The 15,599-nt window shown below is 55.1% G+C and carries 11 protein-coding genes; 3 read left to right on the forward strand and 8 right to left on the reverse strand.

The features are described 5' to 3' along the window. Positions 1 to 41: 41 nt before the first annotated feature. Both AC5DDB_RS06305 and AC5DDB_RS06310 read right to left on the reverse strand, forming a co-directional pair. Positions 42 to 2,750 (reverse strand): prenyltransferase/squalene oxidase repeat-containing protein, encoded by a 2,709-nt coding sequence (locus tag AC5DDB_RS06305; RefSeq protein WP_491738845.1) that lies wholly within the window; start codon positions 2,748 to 2,750, stop codon positions 42 to 44. Between the two features lie 63 nt (positions 2,751 to 2,813). Continuing rightward, the gene (locus AC5DDB_RS06310) at positions 2,814 to 3,242 is read right to left on the reverse strand and encodes an ExbD/TolR family protein (protein ID WP_491738846.1); all 429 of its coding nucleotides are present in this window, start codon (positions 3,240 to 3,242) and stop codon (positions 2,814 to 2,816) included. Between the two features lie 215 nt (positions 3,243 to 3,457). Here AC5DDB_RS06310 and mutY point away from each other — a divergent pair, with 215 nt between their 5' ends. Further along, positions 3,458 to 4,642 (forward strand): A/G-specific adenine glycosylase, encoded by a 1,185-nt coding sequence (gene mutY, locus AC5DDB_RS06315; RefSeq protein WP_491739137.1) that lies wholly within the window; start codon positions 3,458 to 3,460, stop codon positions 4,640 to 4,642. Here mutY and epmA read toward each other — a convergent pair. Next, positions 4,614 to 5,594 (reverse strand): EF-P lysine aminoacylase EpmA, encoded by a 981-nt coding sequence (epmA, locus tag AC5DDB_RS06320; protein WP_491738847.1) that lies wholly within the window; start codon positions 5,592 to 5,594, stop codon positions 4,614 to 4,616. The two genes, mutY and epmA, sit on opposite strands and share 29 nt — an antisense overlap. Positions 5,595 to 5,772: 178 nt before the next feature. Between epmA and hisD the strand changes: the two genes are divergently transcribed. Next, positions 5,773 to 7,140: a histidinol dehydrogenase gene (hisD, locus tag AC5DDB_RS06325; RefSeq protein WP_491738848.1), complete on the forward strand. Its 1,368-nt coding sequence runs from the start codon at positions 5,773 to 5,775 to the stop codon at positions 7,138 to 7,140. Positions 7,141 to 7,156: 16 nt separating this feature from the next. Here the strand turns inward: hisD and AC5DDB_RS06330 are convergent, their stop codons facing one another. The 5 genes from AC5DDB_RS06330 to AC5DDB_RS06350 all read right to left on the reverse strand — a co-directional run bounded on the left by AC5DDB_RS06330 (position 7,157) and on the right by AC5DDB_RS06350 (position 14,035). Then, complete coding sequence (locus AC5DDB_RS06330; protein ID WP_491738849.1) at positions 7,157 to 8,128, reverse strand: esterase/lipase family protein; 972 nt, start codon at positions 8,126 to 8,128, stop codon at positions 7,157 to 7,159. Positions 8,129 to 8,178: 50 nt separating this feature from the next. Continuing rightward, the gene (locus AC5DDB_RS06335) at positions 8,179 to 10,128 is read right to left on the reverse strand and encodes a hypothetical protein (protein ID WP_491738850.1); all 1,950 of its coding nucleotides are present in this window, start codon (positions 10,126 to 10,128) and stop codon (positions 8,179 to 8,181) included. Positions 10,129 to 10,137: 9 nt separating this feature from the next. Then, a complete protein-coding gene (gene fhcD, locus AC5DDB_RS06340; RefSeq protein WP_491739138.1) occupies positions 10,138 to 11,058 on the reverse strand; it encodes a formylmethanofuran--tetrahydromethanopterin N-formyltransferase in 921 nt (306 codons plus the stop codon). A gap of 123 nt (positions 11,059 to 11,181) precedes the next feature. Continuing rightward, positions 11,182 to 11,856 (reverse strand): response regulator transcription factor, encoded by a 675-nt coding sequence (locus AC5DDB_RS06345; RefSeq protein ID WP_491738851.1) that lies wholly within the window; start codon positions 11,854 to 11,856, stop codon positions 11,182 to 11,184. Continuing rightward, on the reverse strand, positions 11,846 to 14,035 hold the full coding sequence (locus tag AC5DDB_RS06350; RefSeq protein WP_491738852.1) for a PAS domain-containing sensor histidine kinase: 2,190 nt from the start codon (positions 14,033 to 14,035) through the stop codon (positions 11,846 to 11,848). The genes AC5DDB_RS06345 and AC5DDB_RS06350 overlap by 11 nt, the downstream gene beginning before the upstream one ends. 277 nt (positions 14,036 to 14,312) lie before the next feature. Here AC5DDB_RS06350 and AC5DDB_RS06355 point away from each other — a divergent pair, with 277 nt between their 5' ends. Continuing rightward, positions 14,313 to 15,236 (forward strand): MotA/TolQ/ExbB proton channel family protein, encoded by a 924-nt coding sequence (locus AC5DDB_RS06355; RefSeq protein ID WP_491738853.1) that lies wholly within the window; start codon positions 14,313 to 14,315, stop codon positions 15,234 to 15,236. The last annotated feature ends 363 nt before the right edge of the window (positions 15,237 to 15,599 follow it).

The raw sequence follows: 15,599 nt of genomic DNA on the forward strand, positions 1-15,599 counted from the left end.
CATGCGTTGGATTGTACATCGGCCAGGTCGTGACCCAAAAGTTACTCGCCTGGAAGTGGCAACGGGATGGGTTCGGGACGCGATTTGTACAGCGGCATGAAACGGTATGTGCCTTCAAGACACAGGATCGACATCGCCGTCGAGTACACCCGCCCGCCATATCCGCCCCAGCGACCGCGGGGATCCCAACTGCCGACGAATTCTTCGTCGTTGCGTTGATCGATCACCAGCATGTCCCGCAACGGACTGTACCACTTCTGGAACGATACGCCGCCATACTGGAACATCGCGAGCGTTCCGTAGTACCAGTAGTAAACATCGTACTCAGTTCGCGTCGGACGATGTTTCGCCAGAAACTCGACGGCTTCTTCACTGGCGGGGTTGTCGCGTAACATGCCGAGCATCTGCTTACAGAACAAAGCTTCCGCGGTCATCGTTGGTGTGGGCGTTTCCTGTCCCGCAATCTGAATGTGATAAGCAGCCAGCCCGTTCCGTTCACCCATGCTTCGATCTTGAAGGAATTTGATCATCAGATCTTTGGCCCGCGATGGTACTTCGATTCCGGCCAACTCGGCACTTTTGAGCGCCATGAGGTTCCAACCGAAAATGCTCATGTCGCTGGTTTGCCCTTTCTGGTACCGCCAACCCCCGTCCGTTTCGTTTTGTTGATTCAGGATGTAATCGACCGCTTTCTGCAGCGGCAGTCTCAGCGGACTTTCCTGCGTGGGTGATTCTCGCATTCCGTAGGCTTCTGCCATCGCGTAAGTCGCCATCGCATGACTATACATGCGGGCGTAGTGGGTGGCGTTCGCACCGAGGAAACCATCGGCCTGCTGGTTCTCGACCATCCAACGCAACGCCGATGCAACTTCTTGCTGGTATTCGCCCCGTTCGTGCGTGTAATTCGCCCCAAGAAACGCTAGCACAGCCAAGGCAGTCACGCCTGCATCGGCTCGCGAGCCTGGAATGCCATCCTTGATCGGTGCTCCCCGAGTGTCCAAACCACTGGCCCCGATGACGACGTTCCCGCCCCCAAAATCGCTTGCAATCCATGCCCCCGATGGAGACTGATTCGCCGCCAACCACTCCAGACCCAATTCGACAGCCCGTTCGGACTCCGCCGTTCCTCCATAACTGAGCACCGCTTTCTCACGAGCCTCAGCATTTCGGAATTGATACAACGGCGGCAAACCATCGCGACGAATCGGATCGAATTCCGTCCGACGTGCCACTTGTGGCACATCCGGTTTGGGGACTTCCGGCAAGTTCGGCTGACGAGTGGGCGACGTCGGTAACAGGTCGGTTTTCGTGTCGTTACGTCGATATCGCTGAATCGGTTCATCAAGCCGCGTCATCCGATCCGGTTGATTTCGCACGGGGGTTCGCGGCGACTCGGTGTTCGATTTCTCCGGCTGTAAGGGAGCCAAAGGGACCTCGGATGCAACTCCAGGCGTGTCGAGTTTTGCAATTGTCCGGTCCGGCTTAGCGAGAAATCGTCGTGGGTCATCGACGGTCTCTTGACGAGCGATCTCAGATCTGGGATCGAACGTGCGTGGTTCCGAGGTGGGCACCTCTTGACGCGGTTGGGGCGTGACTTGCGTACCGACTTCCATCTCACGATCCGGTGTCGACCGCGTTTTCGGCGGTTCCGGTCGCACCGCGTTCGGCACGGCAATCTGCTCGGGATTTGTCGTCGGGATGTTTGCAACTGCCTTGGCAATCGCGTTCTGCAAATCTTCCCGGAATGCTTGAGGCACATCCGCGGGCATGGCGGGAATTGCCCCTGCGTCTGTCACAAGTGGCGTTTCCTGCGGGCGATCGGTTCCGGTCCGATCCGGCAAAGTCGTTTCGATGCCACGTCGATCTTCCGGAATGGCCCGACTCACAACGGGTGGCTGATTCGACGTGTTCCCCATTTCCAACGGTGCCAACGGCGTCATCATGTTGGCAGCCGGGTCGGTCAATTTCGTCAGGGAATCATTGGGCAATCGAGCCGTCTCGGGATCAGTCTGTAATGCATCCGGCAAGACATTCAAATCCGAAACAGCCTGGGAATCGAGAGGATTTTCCTCACGCGACATTCGTGCCGTCTCAGGATCTGTTGGCGTACGATCTGGAACAGCACGTGGGGGCACATTCTGTGGCCGCGGTTGCGGTCCCAACGGAAGCTGGTCTGGTTGTTCGAGCCGGTTTGGAGCCACGCTCGCATGCATTTCCGTAGCCGAACGTTCCACGTCCGGTGTCTCACGCGGATTGTCAGGCAGGTTGTTTAAATCTGGTTGAGCGATGGAGGTTTCCACTTCCACCTGCTCCCGATCCGGTCGATCGATTGCAAAAGGATCAGATGCTTCCCGATCGGTGCGATTCGACTCGCTGTCCGCCGGTGTCGGCAGATCGTTCCAGAACTCCTCCGCTCCAACCTGAGGTCCTTCGTACGAATCTTCAGAGAGAATCGTCAGTTCCAGAGTCTCATTTTCCTCGGGTTCCGCTGGCTCTTGCTTGAAACGATCCGAAATCGAGGGAGCAACCGCCACCCAACTGAGTGTCGAGAATACGTGCAGCATGGCGGAGAACACTAACGCTTTCACCAGGGCGTGTCGTTCGCCCCAACGTGTGGTCAACAGCGTCAGCAAATACAGGATCGACAATGCCAAGCCGATCCATAAACCTTGCGTGACTTCCGCCCGCCCGACACCCATCGAGAGCGACAGCCAGTCAACGAGGTCATGTCCCTCGGCTTTCAATGGCATGGCTGGATTCCTTTCGACGCTCTCAACGCGTCCACAAACTCGGGGATCATCGCTCGACCGTGATTAGGTGCCCGATGAACTTAGCGTGCGGGCTGCCAACGTAAACCGTTTAATTTTCAAGCGTTTACAGACATCGATAATATCGACGACGCGCTGCAAGTTCGTCTCAGACTCACCACCAATGACTACCGCTTGGTCCACGTAGTTTTGTTTTTTGGCAGCGAGAATCTGTTCAAGTTCCTCAAGCGTGACGACTTTTTGATTCACTAACAGCAAACCGTCTTGTCGAATCGCAATCCGTACCGGATCCGGCCCCGGCGTCAGTGCAGTGGCCTCGGTCCGCGTGGCGGCCAATTCGATATCAAACATCGTCAAGTCATCATCTGCGAATTGCGTGCCGACCATGAAGAAAATGATCAACAGGAACACAATGTCGATCATCGGCGTCAAATTTAGCGACGGTTCTTCGACCGACTCGGTTTTCAGAGGCATAGCTGTAAAGTCGTCGCCAAAGGATCTATGACATAACTCTTGACAAACTAACAGGTTACACCCACAATCAGCAGCAAGTTCCGTTCCAAACCTAACTGCAAAGTACGGTGCTCCGTTATAGGTATCGGAAATTCGCTACAAAACAGCAAGGCTAAAACCGCTTCCAGTGGCGGCCGTTGCAATTCTAAGGAATTTGCCTCATCGACGAATCCAGCCTGAACACAGTTCCCGATCTCTTCGATTCTCCCCAAAAAACCAAGCTCCGGCGAAGCCTAAAAAGTTGGTATCGGCAAAATCGTCGCGAACTGCCATGGCGGGAAACGACCGATGCCTATCGAATTTGGATCAGCGAGATCATGCTGCAACAAACGACTGTTGCCGCCGTGATTCCCTATTATCATCGGTTTTTCGACCGTTTGCCGAACTTGGTCGATCTAGCGGAAGCGGACGAAGACACCGTTCTCCAACTCTGGGAGGGTCTCGGTTATTATAGTCGTGCTCGGAATCTTCATAAAGCAGCGAAGTTGCTTCTCGCCGAATTCAATGGCCAATTTCCCAAGGAGGTGGCCACGCTGCAGAAGTTGCCGGGGATCGGTCGGTACACAGCGGGTGCAATTGCCTCGTTTGCGTTCGGGGTGCGAGCGCCAATTGTGGAAGCGAACACGCTACGCCTCTACAGTCGACTGCTGGCGTACCGGAATGATCCGAAATCGACGGCCGGCCAACGTGTGTTATGGCAGTTTGCCGAGGACATTCTCCCACGAACCGATGTGGGCGACTTCAACCATGCGTTGATGGATCTTGGAGCGACGGTCTGTAAACCTTCCGAACCGGACTGCCCAAAGTGCCCACTTCTTCCCGTGTGTCGGACGGCGGAACTTGGGTTACAGACAGAGATTCCGTACGCATCGCCAAAACCGGTCATAACCGATCTCACCGAAGTATGCTTTGCGATCCGCAAGGATGATTGCTATCTGCTGCGGCGTCGGGAAACTGGGGAGTGGTGGACCGGATTGTGGGATTTCCCGCGGTTTTCGCTCACGCCCGAAGAAGCAAAATCGCTTCATATTGGTTCCAAAACGGGGAAACGATCCCATTCGAACCAGCTGCCAGGATTCGACGTCATTCCAAGAGATATCGTCGAACGTTTGCAAGGCGAGACCCAAGAACTCACCGGCATTGAGATTCAGCCAGGCAAACTTTTAGAAGTCATCAAACATGGGGTGACTCGATATCGCATTCGTCTGGTTTGCCATTCCGCGGATTTCGTCCGTGGAACGGTGCGGAAAGATTCGGAACTTCAATGGGTGAATCCGAAAGATTTTGGAGACTTTGCTCTGACAAAGACCGCACGATCACTAGCAAATCGGCTCACGCACGATCAAACGGGAAGGCAATAACATCCGCGATGTCGTCGCGGTTTTCGGCTAACAGAAAGAGCCGATCGAATCCCAACGCCACTCCCGAACACTCCGGCAGACCGTGCTCCATGGCATCGAGTAGCCGGTTCGATGTCGGTAAGGCGGGTTTGGCATTTGCCATGCGAATGGCATTCTCGCGATCGATTCGTCGCCTGAGTTCCGTCGGGTCGGTCAATTCGTTGTATCCATTACAAATCTCGGTCCCGCGAATGTACAACTCGAACCGCTCGGCGACCGGTGGCGTATCCGGTCGGACTTTCGCCAAGGCCGCCTGACTCGCGGGGTAGTCGTACAGAAAACATGGTGTATCCTGCCCGAGATGCGGCTCGACCAATTCCGACAATAGAAAATTCAGCCACTCGTCGCGGTCGTCCGTGAACGACTCGGGCGGTTGTAATCCGTGATGAATCGCAATGGTCCGAAGTTCTTCAGCGTCACAAATCAAGACCCGTTGTCCAACGAACTCCACAAACGCCTCGTCATAGGTGAAACGTTTGATATCAGCACTTCCGAGTAATCCAGGACAGACCTGTCGCAGGAGATCCGCTGTAAAATCCATCTGGCGGTGATGATCGTCGCCGACACGATACCATTCAATCATGGTGAACTCCGGATTGTGCAGTCGCCCGGATTCGCCTTGTCGAAACACCTTTCCGATTTGAAAAATCGCCGTCGCTCCACCCGCTAGTAACCGCTTCATTCCGAATTCGGGAGACGTCTGCAGGAAGATCGGGGAGCTGGAAGAGGTCTCGGCGGCATGCGTGACGAACGGATCGAGGTGGGCATCCACGACCGTATCATGCGAGAGAATCGGCGTTTCAACTTCCAGATAGCCTGCCGCATCAAACGCATTTCGGATCGTCTTCAACAGATTCGCGCGACGGCGGAGCGTTTCCAAATCAGCGGTGGGAAGAAAGTCGGAATGAGTCATTGGCGTCTAAACTTACGTGGAAGTCCGTTCGAGCAATTCAGTGGGGTTATGCCTGACGATTCTGGGTGCACGAACATGGTTGGGTCAGGCATGACCTGACGGATGTGTTTGACCCTTTTCGATCGATAGTCTTCGGACTAGGATGCTTCGTCGGATGCATTTCAACAAGGTGAAGGTTATGAGTGAAAGCTGTGATATCCCGGTAATCCGCACGACAGAAGACGACGCTGACGAGTTGCTCGCCGAGTTGCGGGAGAAACTTAGCCCGCGTGGGGATGTGGTCTCGCCCGCCGGTCGTCAACGTACGCAGGAACTCTTCGGCGAACCGCTCACGCCGCAACAGGTTGTCGAGCGAATCTGCCGAGACGTGAGTTCAAACGGTCTGTCTGCGGTGGTGGACTATACTCGAAAACTCGACCAGGTCGACCTTCGCCCGGAAACCATTTGTGTTTCCCCTGCCGAATTGGCTGACGCGCACGCCGCAGCGGATGCGGAATACCTCGAAACGATCCGTCGTGTGCGGGACAATATCCGTGAATTTCAATCCGGAATGCTCAATAGCGATTTCGAATTGAACCGCGTTGCGGGAACGGGCACGGTTCAACTTCGGCAACGGTATCGTCCGTTGCGACGGGTCGGCATTTGCGTACCGGGTGGAGCGGCAGCGTATCCATCAACCTTATTGATGACTGCCGTACCTGCCCAGACCGCTGGTGTGAAGGAAATTGCGGTGGTTGCTCCGCCGACGCCTTTCGGGAGTTACAACGGGCATTTGTTGGCGGCTTGTCACGAACTCGGAATCAAAGAAGTGTACCGAATTGGCGGGGCCCAAGCCGTTGCTGCGATGGCATACGGTGTTGAGGGAATCGAACGCGTCGACAAAATTGTCGGACCAGGGAACCTGTTCGTCGCACTAGCGAAACGGCATGTCTTCGGGGAAGTCGATATCGACAGCATCGCCGGTCCCAGTGAAGTTGTGGTGATTGCCGACGAAACCGCCCGGCCAGATTTTGTGGCATCGGACCTGATCTCTCAGGCGGAGCACAGCCCGGGTTCCGGTGTGCTAATCACGTGGCACGAACCGCTGATCGAGGCGGTGCAAGAACAACTTGTTTCGCAGCTTGCGAAACTCGAGCGGGGGGAGATGGCTCGGCAAGGCTTGGAGGATTTCGGAGCATTGATTCTGGCACGAGACGCCGCCGAAACCGCCCGGCTGACCGATGAAATTGCCCCCGAGCACCTTCACATTTCCATGGACGATCCCGAACCAATGTTGGATCAAATCCAGAATGCCGGCGCGATTTTCCTGGGTCATTTCACGCCGGTCGCCTTCGGAGATTACGTCGCCGGCCCGTCACACGTCCTCCCCACCGGTGGAACCGCCCGCTTTGCACATGGCTTATGTGCGAATGATTTCCTCAAACAATCGTCCGTCATTCACTATGACAAAGCCGCTTGCGAACACGGGGCCGCTGACGTGGAACGATTGGCTGGTATCGAAGGACTCACCGCGCACGCAGCGAGTGTTTCGATCCGGCGTACCTGATCATAAACCGGAGTAATTAGTCTTTGTTCGTGACAGCGGCAGGGCGAGGGATTGGTTGGGGTTCGCCGGTCTTACGAAACTCTCCTGCTTCGAAAAATCGCAGCACGGCGTCGATCGTGTTTTGGTCCCGCAGCAGAAATGTATGAAGACAGGTGACCTCGAGAAAGTCGCTCGCACCAGGCAAACGTGTACTGGCGACGGAAACCACGCCATCGTCATCACCGGGCAGCAGGGGGTTGAAACCGCCCGGTTTGCCACGAGAACCGGCAATGATTCCGAACTCGAAATCAGGAATCGGCAGAGAATCGACATACCGCGAATTAATTGCCAATTGCTGTCCGCCGGGTCCGAAGATCAAACGAAACGCGATATTGCGTTTGAACGTTTGGGCGATATGAGCCCCAAGATTCGGCGTGCCCACCATCACCAGACGATGAATACGTTCATCCGGATCGTGCTGCAAATACTCTCGGACAACGATCCCCCCCATGCTATGAGTGACAATATCGATCTGCTCGATGCCCTTCAATGAGGCGATCACTTCCCGGAGATAACCGGCCGCGACCTTGATCTCAGCACGCGTGCTCGGGTAATCGAACACGACGACCGTATAACCAGCCTCCCGCAACGACGCTTGCATCTTCTCGAACGATTTCGACGAGCGAATCAACCCGTGAATGAGAAGTGCCGCCTTGCCCTGCATTGGCGGAATGGACTTTGCTTGCGCTAATTCCGCTAGCTTGGCCTCGCACTCGGCGCGTGTGCCGGACGCATGACGGAAGTCATTGGGATCGAGCAGTCGAAAATGTTTGGTCGTGATGTGTTGTTGGATTCGCCAACCCGACCGGAAAGCGACATCGCCCCAGAATTGTCGACCGCCCATCGTTTTCATGAAGACGCTCCGTTCCGGAGTCACAGAGGGTTCTGCAGCCATTACCGACGCTGCTCCCAGGAATACGACAAACGATGTGGTCCAGATCCTCAACATGTTCACTTTTCTCCTCCGGTGACAATGTGGGAACACGAACACGACGCCGGTCACTTTTGCCGGACCGTCTTGTCATTGTATTCCGGATCCTCCCCGAGCCAACTGGCTTTGACGATATCGAACCGACGATAGCGATAAGGTTCATTCGAACCATCGGCTCGCACGGTCGTTTCCACCCGGACACATCCGAACGGTACCTGATCGGTGATCCATACATCGCTACGATACCAGTATGCTTGGGAACTCCCCTTGGGTTCGAAAGAAACGCGAGAGGCCGCCTGTTGACAGCGAATCGCGTTTTCACGGAGTGGAGTTTTCAGATAGCGGATATGGTCGGCATTATAGCCACGAGCTTTGGGCATGTTCCGGAAAAACGTTCTCGCGGCTTCCTGTTTCGCCTTCGAAGGTTTTTCCCCCGGCCAGACGAGAAACTCGCGTGGTGGGCGACCGGCGTGAAAACGATCTTCGAGCACATGATAGGTTTCCTGACGAGCTTCCGACGTGCCCGCGTTCCAATCGACGACAATCTTGCGGGTATCCCGTTTGGCGTACTGAATCCGTCCGCCATCGGTCAGTCGCAGCGTGGAAAGCGTTCCGTCTTCCTCGCTCGATTGAAATTCCACCCAGCTTTTCCGATTCGGATCGGGGGGCAATGCGTGAATCCAGGTTGTTAACTGTCGTTCAAATTTCGGAGCAGGGGTGTTGTAGTCGATCCATTCGGCTCGCTTCATCACATCGAACAACCATGACGGTTTCCACGGGTTACCGATGGCGGAAGACATCGAATACGCGGAGATCGCTAAACAAACTCCGACACTAATTTGAAACCACCGCCGTTGTCCCCAAGCTTCGAGCATGGGGATCATTCCGATGAGCCAAAACGGGATCAACCAAAATGCCCAACGAAGTCCCGCGGTGTTGCCACCGTAGTTGTAGTTGGCGGTACGTGTCATATAGAACGCAAGAATAGCCAACGTCAGCAGTGCCCCCATGCCGTAGAGAACTCGTAATGGGGACTTCCACGTTCGCGGTAAGAACCACCCGAACCAACTTAATAGAAAGACTGGCGTCAGCGACAAGATTCCATGATGCCCGATGACACAGTGCATGAAATAAACAGCGGTCGACTCCGTGTTGGCGTCGATACCGCGGGGGAACATCCAGTAACTTGGAATGCCCTGATGAATGTATTCGTAGGTCTCGGTTCCGTAGTAAGCGTAGAACGGTTTGATGCCCCCGGTCACCAGATAATTCGTGACGAAGAAAGCCGCAAGCGGAACCAACGCGGCCGGCACGAACCACACCAATGTGCGAAGCCAGTCCCGTTTGACGAGCAGCAGAAACGTCGCCAAACCAAACAAGGCCGCCGGTAATTCGCAGGTGCAGGCAAAAGCGGCGAACAACCCGGCCACGATAAAATGCCATGGCGAACGACTACCGTCTATCGAAATCCGTGCCAGGGCGGACAGTACAAAGATTACGCTGATGGCAGCAGGCGTGTGGTTGTTCAAAGTCACAGAAAACGTGCTGAGATAGGTTCCAAACGCGGCAGACAGGAATACGACGTTCGCCGTAGTTTCGCTTTCGGAGTACCGTGTTACGAACCGGGATAGTACTGCCAGCGCGATCAAAAACGGAACCAGATTGACAAAGACCAAAACCGTACGTGCTGCATACTCAGTATTGTCGGTAAGCGTCCAACCGGTCGCCGCCCGCACAGCTTCATACACGCCGGCAACAAGGGTGGCCAACAATGGCGGTTTCGACGAATAGAAGTGCCCGTCATGACGGACTTTGTCGATGGTATCCCAATCGTCGTTCTGGATGATCTCGTCGATTTGGTAGGTGCCCCGTTCGGACAGTGACCACACTGTCACCCACCGCGATCGGTCGTTTGCACTCAACAGCGGATCGACGTTCAGAATCGCCGCCGTTCCCAACCCGGCGGTCACACAAATGACGAACCAGAAGATCGAACGTTGCAAGAATGGAGCACTCATCAGGTTGGTCTAACTGGCAAGTAATTCACGGAGATGGAAGTGGAATGGTCCGAGATCTCCGCCGTAGTTTCCGGCCGTGATTTGGGTCAACCCTGGCATTTCTGCAGCGGCGTGGAGTCCCGCACGCATGGCTTCCCGAACGGGTTCTTCGGAGAGTCCATCGATCACAATTTCGTAGACGCATGCGGTCTCGGCTGACAATGCCGAGTCGGTCAACGGGCGAACGGTGGGACAATAAGCGTCGTTGGTGCTGGCCTTCAGCTTCTTGTACTTCGAGCCGACTTTACTCCCACTACGAACGATTCCACCAGGAAACGGCAGCACAACGCTCGGGATCGTTCGCATCGCATTGACGGCGGCTTCGGTGGCTGCCAGAGTTTCCGCTTGCGAGCGTCCGCAGAGAATCAGGTTCCCGCCGGCAACCCCTTTGACGGTGCCAAAGCGATCTTCGCAGAGAAACTCTCCGTCCATCACAGGCAATCGCCAGAACCGCCGCGAACCCAATTTCTTCGAGAATTGCATTCCATCACCGAAGAAACGCAACTGGCCCCCGACGGAGATTTGTTTCTCGCGGGGGGTGTCATCCAAACCGTTGTAGCATGCGGTCGTCGGACAAGTGAGCACACACTGACCGACACGGTTACTGACCGCGTTTTGCAGCGCATCGCGACTAAACGCATACGCAAGCACACTCACACCGGGACGACCGTCGGGAGTTTCGTCCGCGGTCAAAGTCCGTTCGATGCCAGCTTCGATGTCGCAAGCAATCACACTCGTAGCGAAGCCGCTAAACTGCTCTGCGGCTATACGAGCCCAGTGTTCGGTACAGGCTGTGATGACCAACCGCGTCCCCACGATTGGAAACGCTTCGGCAAACGTGTCGACAATCGGAACTCCGTGGAGTTCCAGCAGGGCAAGCGACTCGGTCATGGTGTCTGTGTTACTCGGTTCAGCCGTCTCAAGGCGATGGGGAAGTCCGTTGTTAGCGGCTTGTAGATTAACCAACCCCTCCGCAAACAGCCACCGTGACCGATCCACGTTCCGTCGAACGACTTATCGTTCGTCGTCTGGAATTTGTCGCCGCATGTGAATGAGATGCGGAACGCCTTGGGCCTCCATCTTCCTCATGATTCGCGCCCGGTGGGCTTCGACAGTCTTGAAACTGATTTTGAGTTCGTCGGCGATCTCTTTACTCGAGAGCCCTTCGACCACGTATTCCATGACCTCATATTCACGAGGCGTGAGCGTATCGATCCGTTCGGCGATTGCTTGATAGGCAATTCTTGCTTCCCGATTTCGCCGATCCACTTCCAACGCCCAGTGCACATGCTCAAGTAACACCTGATCGCTGACAGGCTTTTCGAGGAAATGGATAGCACCGGACTTCATCCCGCGTACCGCCATCGGGACATCCGCATACCCAGTGAGGAGAATAATCGGAATATCGATACGATCGGCTCGGAGTCGGTCTTGCAGTTCCAACCCGCTCATTCCTGGCATCCGCACATCGAGCACAAGACAACCCGGCTGGCTGCGGTCATATGTTTCTAGAAACTCAAAGGCGTCGGCGAACGTCTTTGCTTGGAGCTGCACCGATTCAAACAGCCAGCACAATGATTTGCGCATGGCCTCTTCGTCATCCACGACGAACACCGTCGGCTGTTCGAGTGTTGGCTCGTCTAAGGGCGGTTCCATTTTCGTCATGCTCTGCTCGGTATTACTGGACACGAGGGGGTTCTCCTTGTGAGATCGGCAACTCGAAATGGAACACAGCACCCGATGTGGATTGATCGTCCCACCAAAGTCGGCCGCCATACTGTTCGACGATCGCCTTGCTCATGGTCAGACCCATTCCAAACCCGGTTTTTTTGGTCGTATAAAATGGTTGGAACAAATTGTCCAAAACAGTTTGGGAAAGTCCAGGCCCAGTATCCTCGATGGTGAAAAGGACTCGGCTATCCCCTTGAACCTCAGCCAACAGACGAACAGACCTGGCCATTTTGTAATCAGTAGTATTCTGACCACTCTCAGCGACCGCGTCCACTCCATTCAGGATAAGATGGACTAAAACTTGTTCAATTTGTAGGGGGTCAGCCGCGACAAGCGGAAGCGTTTCGGCCATTTCCACGTGGAGATCGACGCCACTGGCCCGCACAATCGGTGTGACCCAATCGACGGCTTCTCGGATGATTTGGGTGGTTGCAACGGTGTGACTCGCCGAGCCCCGGGAACTCAGGAACCGTCGTAGTCGGTGGATCGAACCGCTGGCTTGCTTAGCTTGCTCGGTTGTGTCTTCCAATGCGCCGACCAAGCCGGAAGCTTGACTGCGAAACGATTCTCCCACAGTCTCGACCGGTTCAGACATCATTTGCTGAATCCGCCGAATGCATCCTTGTGCATAGTTCGCGATCGCCGCGAGCGGGTTATTAACCTCATGAGCCACCATAGTTGCCATCTGGCCAAGCGAAGTCAGTTGGGCCAATCGTTCGAATTCGAGTTGCCGACGCCGAATGGCTTCCTGAGCTTCATGAAGCCTCGTGACATCGGTCGCAACGACAATCACTGCACGCACACGACCGAATCGTCGCATCGGACCAATCCGACACGAATAATGTCTCGTCACACCGTCCGGGCCGGGGCTTTCAATCTGATGAGTCATGATTTCGCCGGTCTCGAAAACACGTTCGATGACCGCACGTGATTCCTCGGCATACTGTGGGGATACCAGGTCGTACGCCGAAGCCCCGACAATGTCTTCGGTCTGCGTGGTGAGATGGGTATGGTTCAAGTACAGAATCGTGCCAGTCCGATCGATCGTGCAAACCGTATCGGGTACACATTCCAGAAAATAATGGAGCGCACTCTCGCTGAAACGCGATTCCGAACTGGCTTCCGATTCAACATCTTCCACAACACGGGAGGTGCGACGCTGGATTAACGATTGCAGTTCGCCGGCAAACTGTTTCCAATCTGCAAACGGCTGACGCAACTCAGCATTCAATTCGGCTTGGTGCTCCTCGAAAAGCTGCAGAACCCGTCGGCGTTGTGTGGTGTTTTGAACGCTCAATACGACGTACTGCTCGTTTGCAATTCGCAGACGATCTGCAGCAACCCGCACCGACAATTCGCCACCTTTCTTGGTCAGAAACGTGGTATCGACGGCATTAAAGTGAGCGGTGGCCGCCACCTCGTCCTGAATAGTTGCGATCAACTCCGAATCCTTGAATACACCCAATTCGGTCAGAGACCGGCCGACTAGATCCGTCGAATCGCGGTCTACGATCACAAGAAATTCGAGATTGGCACTGACGACATCGAGTGTGTCTTCCTTGAGAACCAGTAGACCGAGCGTCTTCTCCGTGAACAAATCTCGGAATACGGCGCCGGTTTGCTGAAACGCGGTGCGTGCGATCTCCCGATCGGTAACCACCACTGACATCCCTCTCACGCCGATCGGTTCACTTCCCGACGATGCATAAATCGGGGAGTAGTAGGTATCGAAGAACGCCCCATCGAGGTACACCGTTTCCGACAGTTCCTCACCGTCCAACGCACGTCGGATCGTCGCAAGAATCTCCGGGTACTCGCGATACATCTGCCAGACCGACGCCCCAACGGCTTCCCCTTCCCGCAATCCGATTAATTGCAAACCACGTCCGCGAGATTCCGTAAAAATCCCATCCCGATCCATGCTCCAGAAAATAATCGGGGCCTTGGCATAAACGAGATCCATTTGCAATTCGGCTGTCGACTTGGAGTCTGCGTCGTCGGAAGTCGGCTGTCCTCCCAGCCATGATTGATAGCGCAACACGTCTTGACTGAGCTCGCGGTTTTCCGCTTCGAGTTCCGCCAGTCGCTTTTTGAGTGCTTGGTGTTCCGCCTCATGGACGGTGTCGTGCTTCGACATCGAAGCCCTTCGTCATCACTGGAATGGGATTTGTAGACATTGCCGAGATTGATAGTGACAGACCAACCGTAGCATTTGCTCAGCATAGTAAAACCTATGTGATGAAGTCGTCAAACCAATGCTGGATGATTGTACGGTGTCAGCCTATGTCACTTCTATGTCCTCCAAGTCTATTGTACCGACATTCTGCACTCCTAGGTGACAAGTCCTTGATCTTGCCCGTTTTTGCAATTTTCGTCATGATGTGGCCACCGATTCACCTTCTTGGAGAATGATTGTGCCCAACGAAATCGATCAGCCGCAAACTTCTCAACGGCGACGTTCCGTATCGGTGCGTCGCTTTGGTTGCGTCGTTGCTGCCGTTGGGCTGATTTGGTGTTCTGCCACTGCGTTCGGCCAAGTTCCCCCTGACGCCGGGAATCCGACGCCCGCACCGATAGCGGGTGAAGACGTTGCCGCTCCCGCGGACGACTCCAACGCGACTCAGCCAGTCAAACGAAATGCGATTCCACTCACGCCACGTGAATTCGCTGATGCACTGGGCTGGTATTTCTTAGCCCCATTCGCGCTCGCGTCGTTCATTGCAATATGGTTTGGAATCGAACGATTGATCGTGCTTCGACGTGGGCGAGTCATTCCCCGGGCGTTTGTCGAGCGGTTCCTCGATCACATGGAGCAAGGCAAACTCGACGCAAACAGTGCGCTCCAGCTGTGTGAAGAAAACGGTAGCCCAGTCGCGGAAGTCTTTGCGCATGGCGTGCGGAAGTGGGGCAAACCGAGCGTGGAGGTTGAGCAAGCCATCATCGACGGTGGCGAGCGACAAGTCAGCCAACTTCGTCGCCATTTGCGGGTTTTGAACGGTGTGTCGACCGTGACACCGCTACTCGGATTGTTGGGAACCGTTGTCGGGATGATTATGGCGTTCAATCGGATTGCCTCCGGCGATGCGATGGGCAAACCCGAACAACTGGCCTTCGGGATTGCATTGGCGTTGCTGACGACAGCGGTCGGACTTGCGATCGCGATCCCGGCGTTGATTCTTTATCTCTATCTGTCTAGCCGAGTCGACGCCCTGGTAATGGAGATGGACCTGCTTGCGCAAAATGTCGTCCATCTGATCTCCTATGAAGCCCTCGCGAAAGAAGCTGCCGGCGGAGCGAAACCCCGCAGCCGATCCACGCGAAAAAAGGCGGTTTCGTAGTTTTCGCCGCAGGTGAAAGTCTTACGAATTTGCGGTTTCTGATGACTGTACTCGCTTGCCGGACCGGTTGCGCTTGGGTATCGTAAATTGTGTCGATACGGTTCGACTCTTGCCGGAAGACCGCAATGCCTCCTGCCTGGTGGCGTTGCCACTTTGAATTGATCGATGACATGTCAACAACTGCACGCCCACCGGTCTGCAGTTCGAACGTGGTATCCCTCGTCAATTCGGCATGGTCACCCCGCAACCCATGAATCGGTCGACACCCCGATTCATCCCACCACCGCCGTTACCCACGGACATAAAGCAACCGGCTCCCACATCGACCCGCACACCCTCAAGACGAAAGCAACACTATGAAAT

The organism is Thalassoroseus sp., assembly GCF_984380535.1.

Excerpts from the sequence above, each read along its gene's own strand:
- AC5DDB_RS06305 (WP_491738845.1), bottom strand. The coding sequence starts at position 2,750 with ATGCCATTGAAAGCCGAGGGACATGACCTCGTTGACTGGCTGTCGCTC.
- AC5DDB_RS06310 (WP_491738846.1), bottom strand. The coding sequence starts at position 3,242 with ATGCCTCTGAAAACCGAGTCGGTCGAAGAACCGTCGCTAAATTTGACG.
- epmA (WP_491738847.1), bottom strand. The coding sequence starts at position 5,594 with ATGACTCATTCCGACTTTCTTCCCACCGCTGATTTGGAAACGCTCCGC.
- hisD (WP_491738848.1), top strand. The coding sequence starts at position 5,773 with ATGAGTGAAAGCTGTGATATCCCGGTAATCCGCACGACAGAAGACGAC.
- AC5DDB_RS06330 (WP_491738849.1), bottom strand. The coding sequence starts at position 8,128 with ATGTTGAGGATCTGGACCACATCGTTTGTCGTATTCCTGGGAGCAGCG.
- AC5DDB_RS06335 (WP_491738850.1), bottom strand. The coding sequence starts at position 10,128 with ATGAGTGCTCCATTCTTGCAACGTTCGATCTTCTGGTTCGTCATTTGT.
- fhcD (WP_491739138.1), bottom strand. The coding sequence starts at position 11,058 with ATGACCGAGTCGCTTGCCCTGCTGGAACTCCACGGAGTTCCGATTGTC.
- AC5DDB_RS06350 (WP_491738852.1), bottom strand. The coding sequence starts at position 14,035 with ATGTCGAAGCACGACACCGTCCATGAGGCGGAACACCAAGCACTCAAA.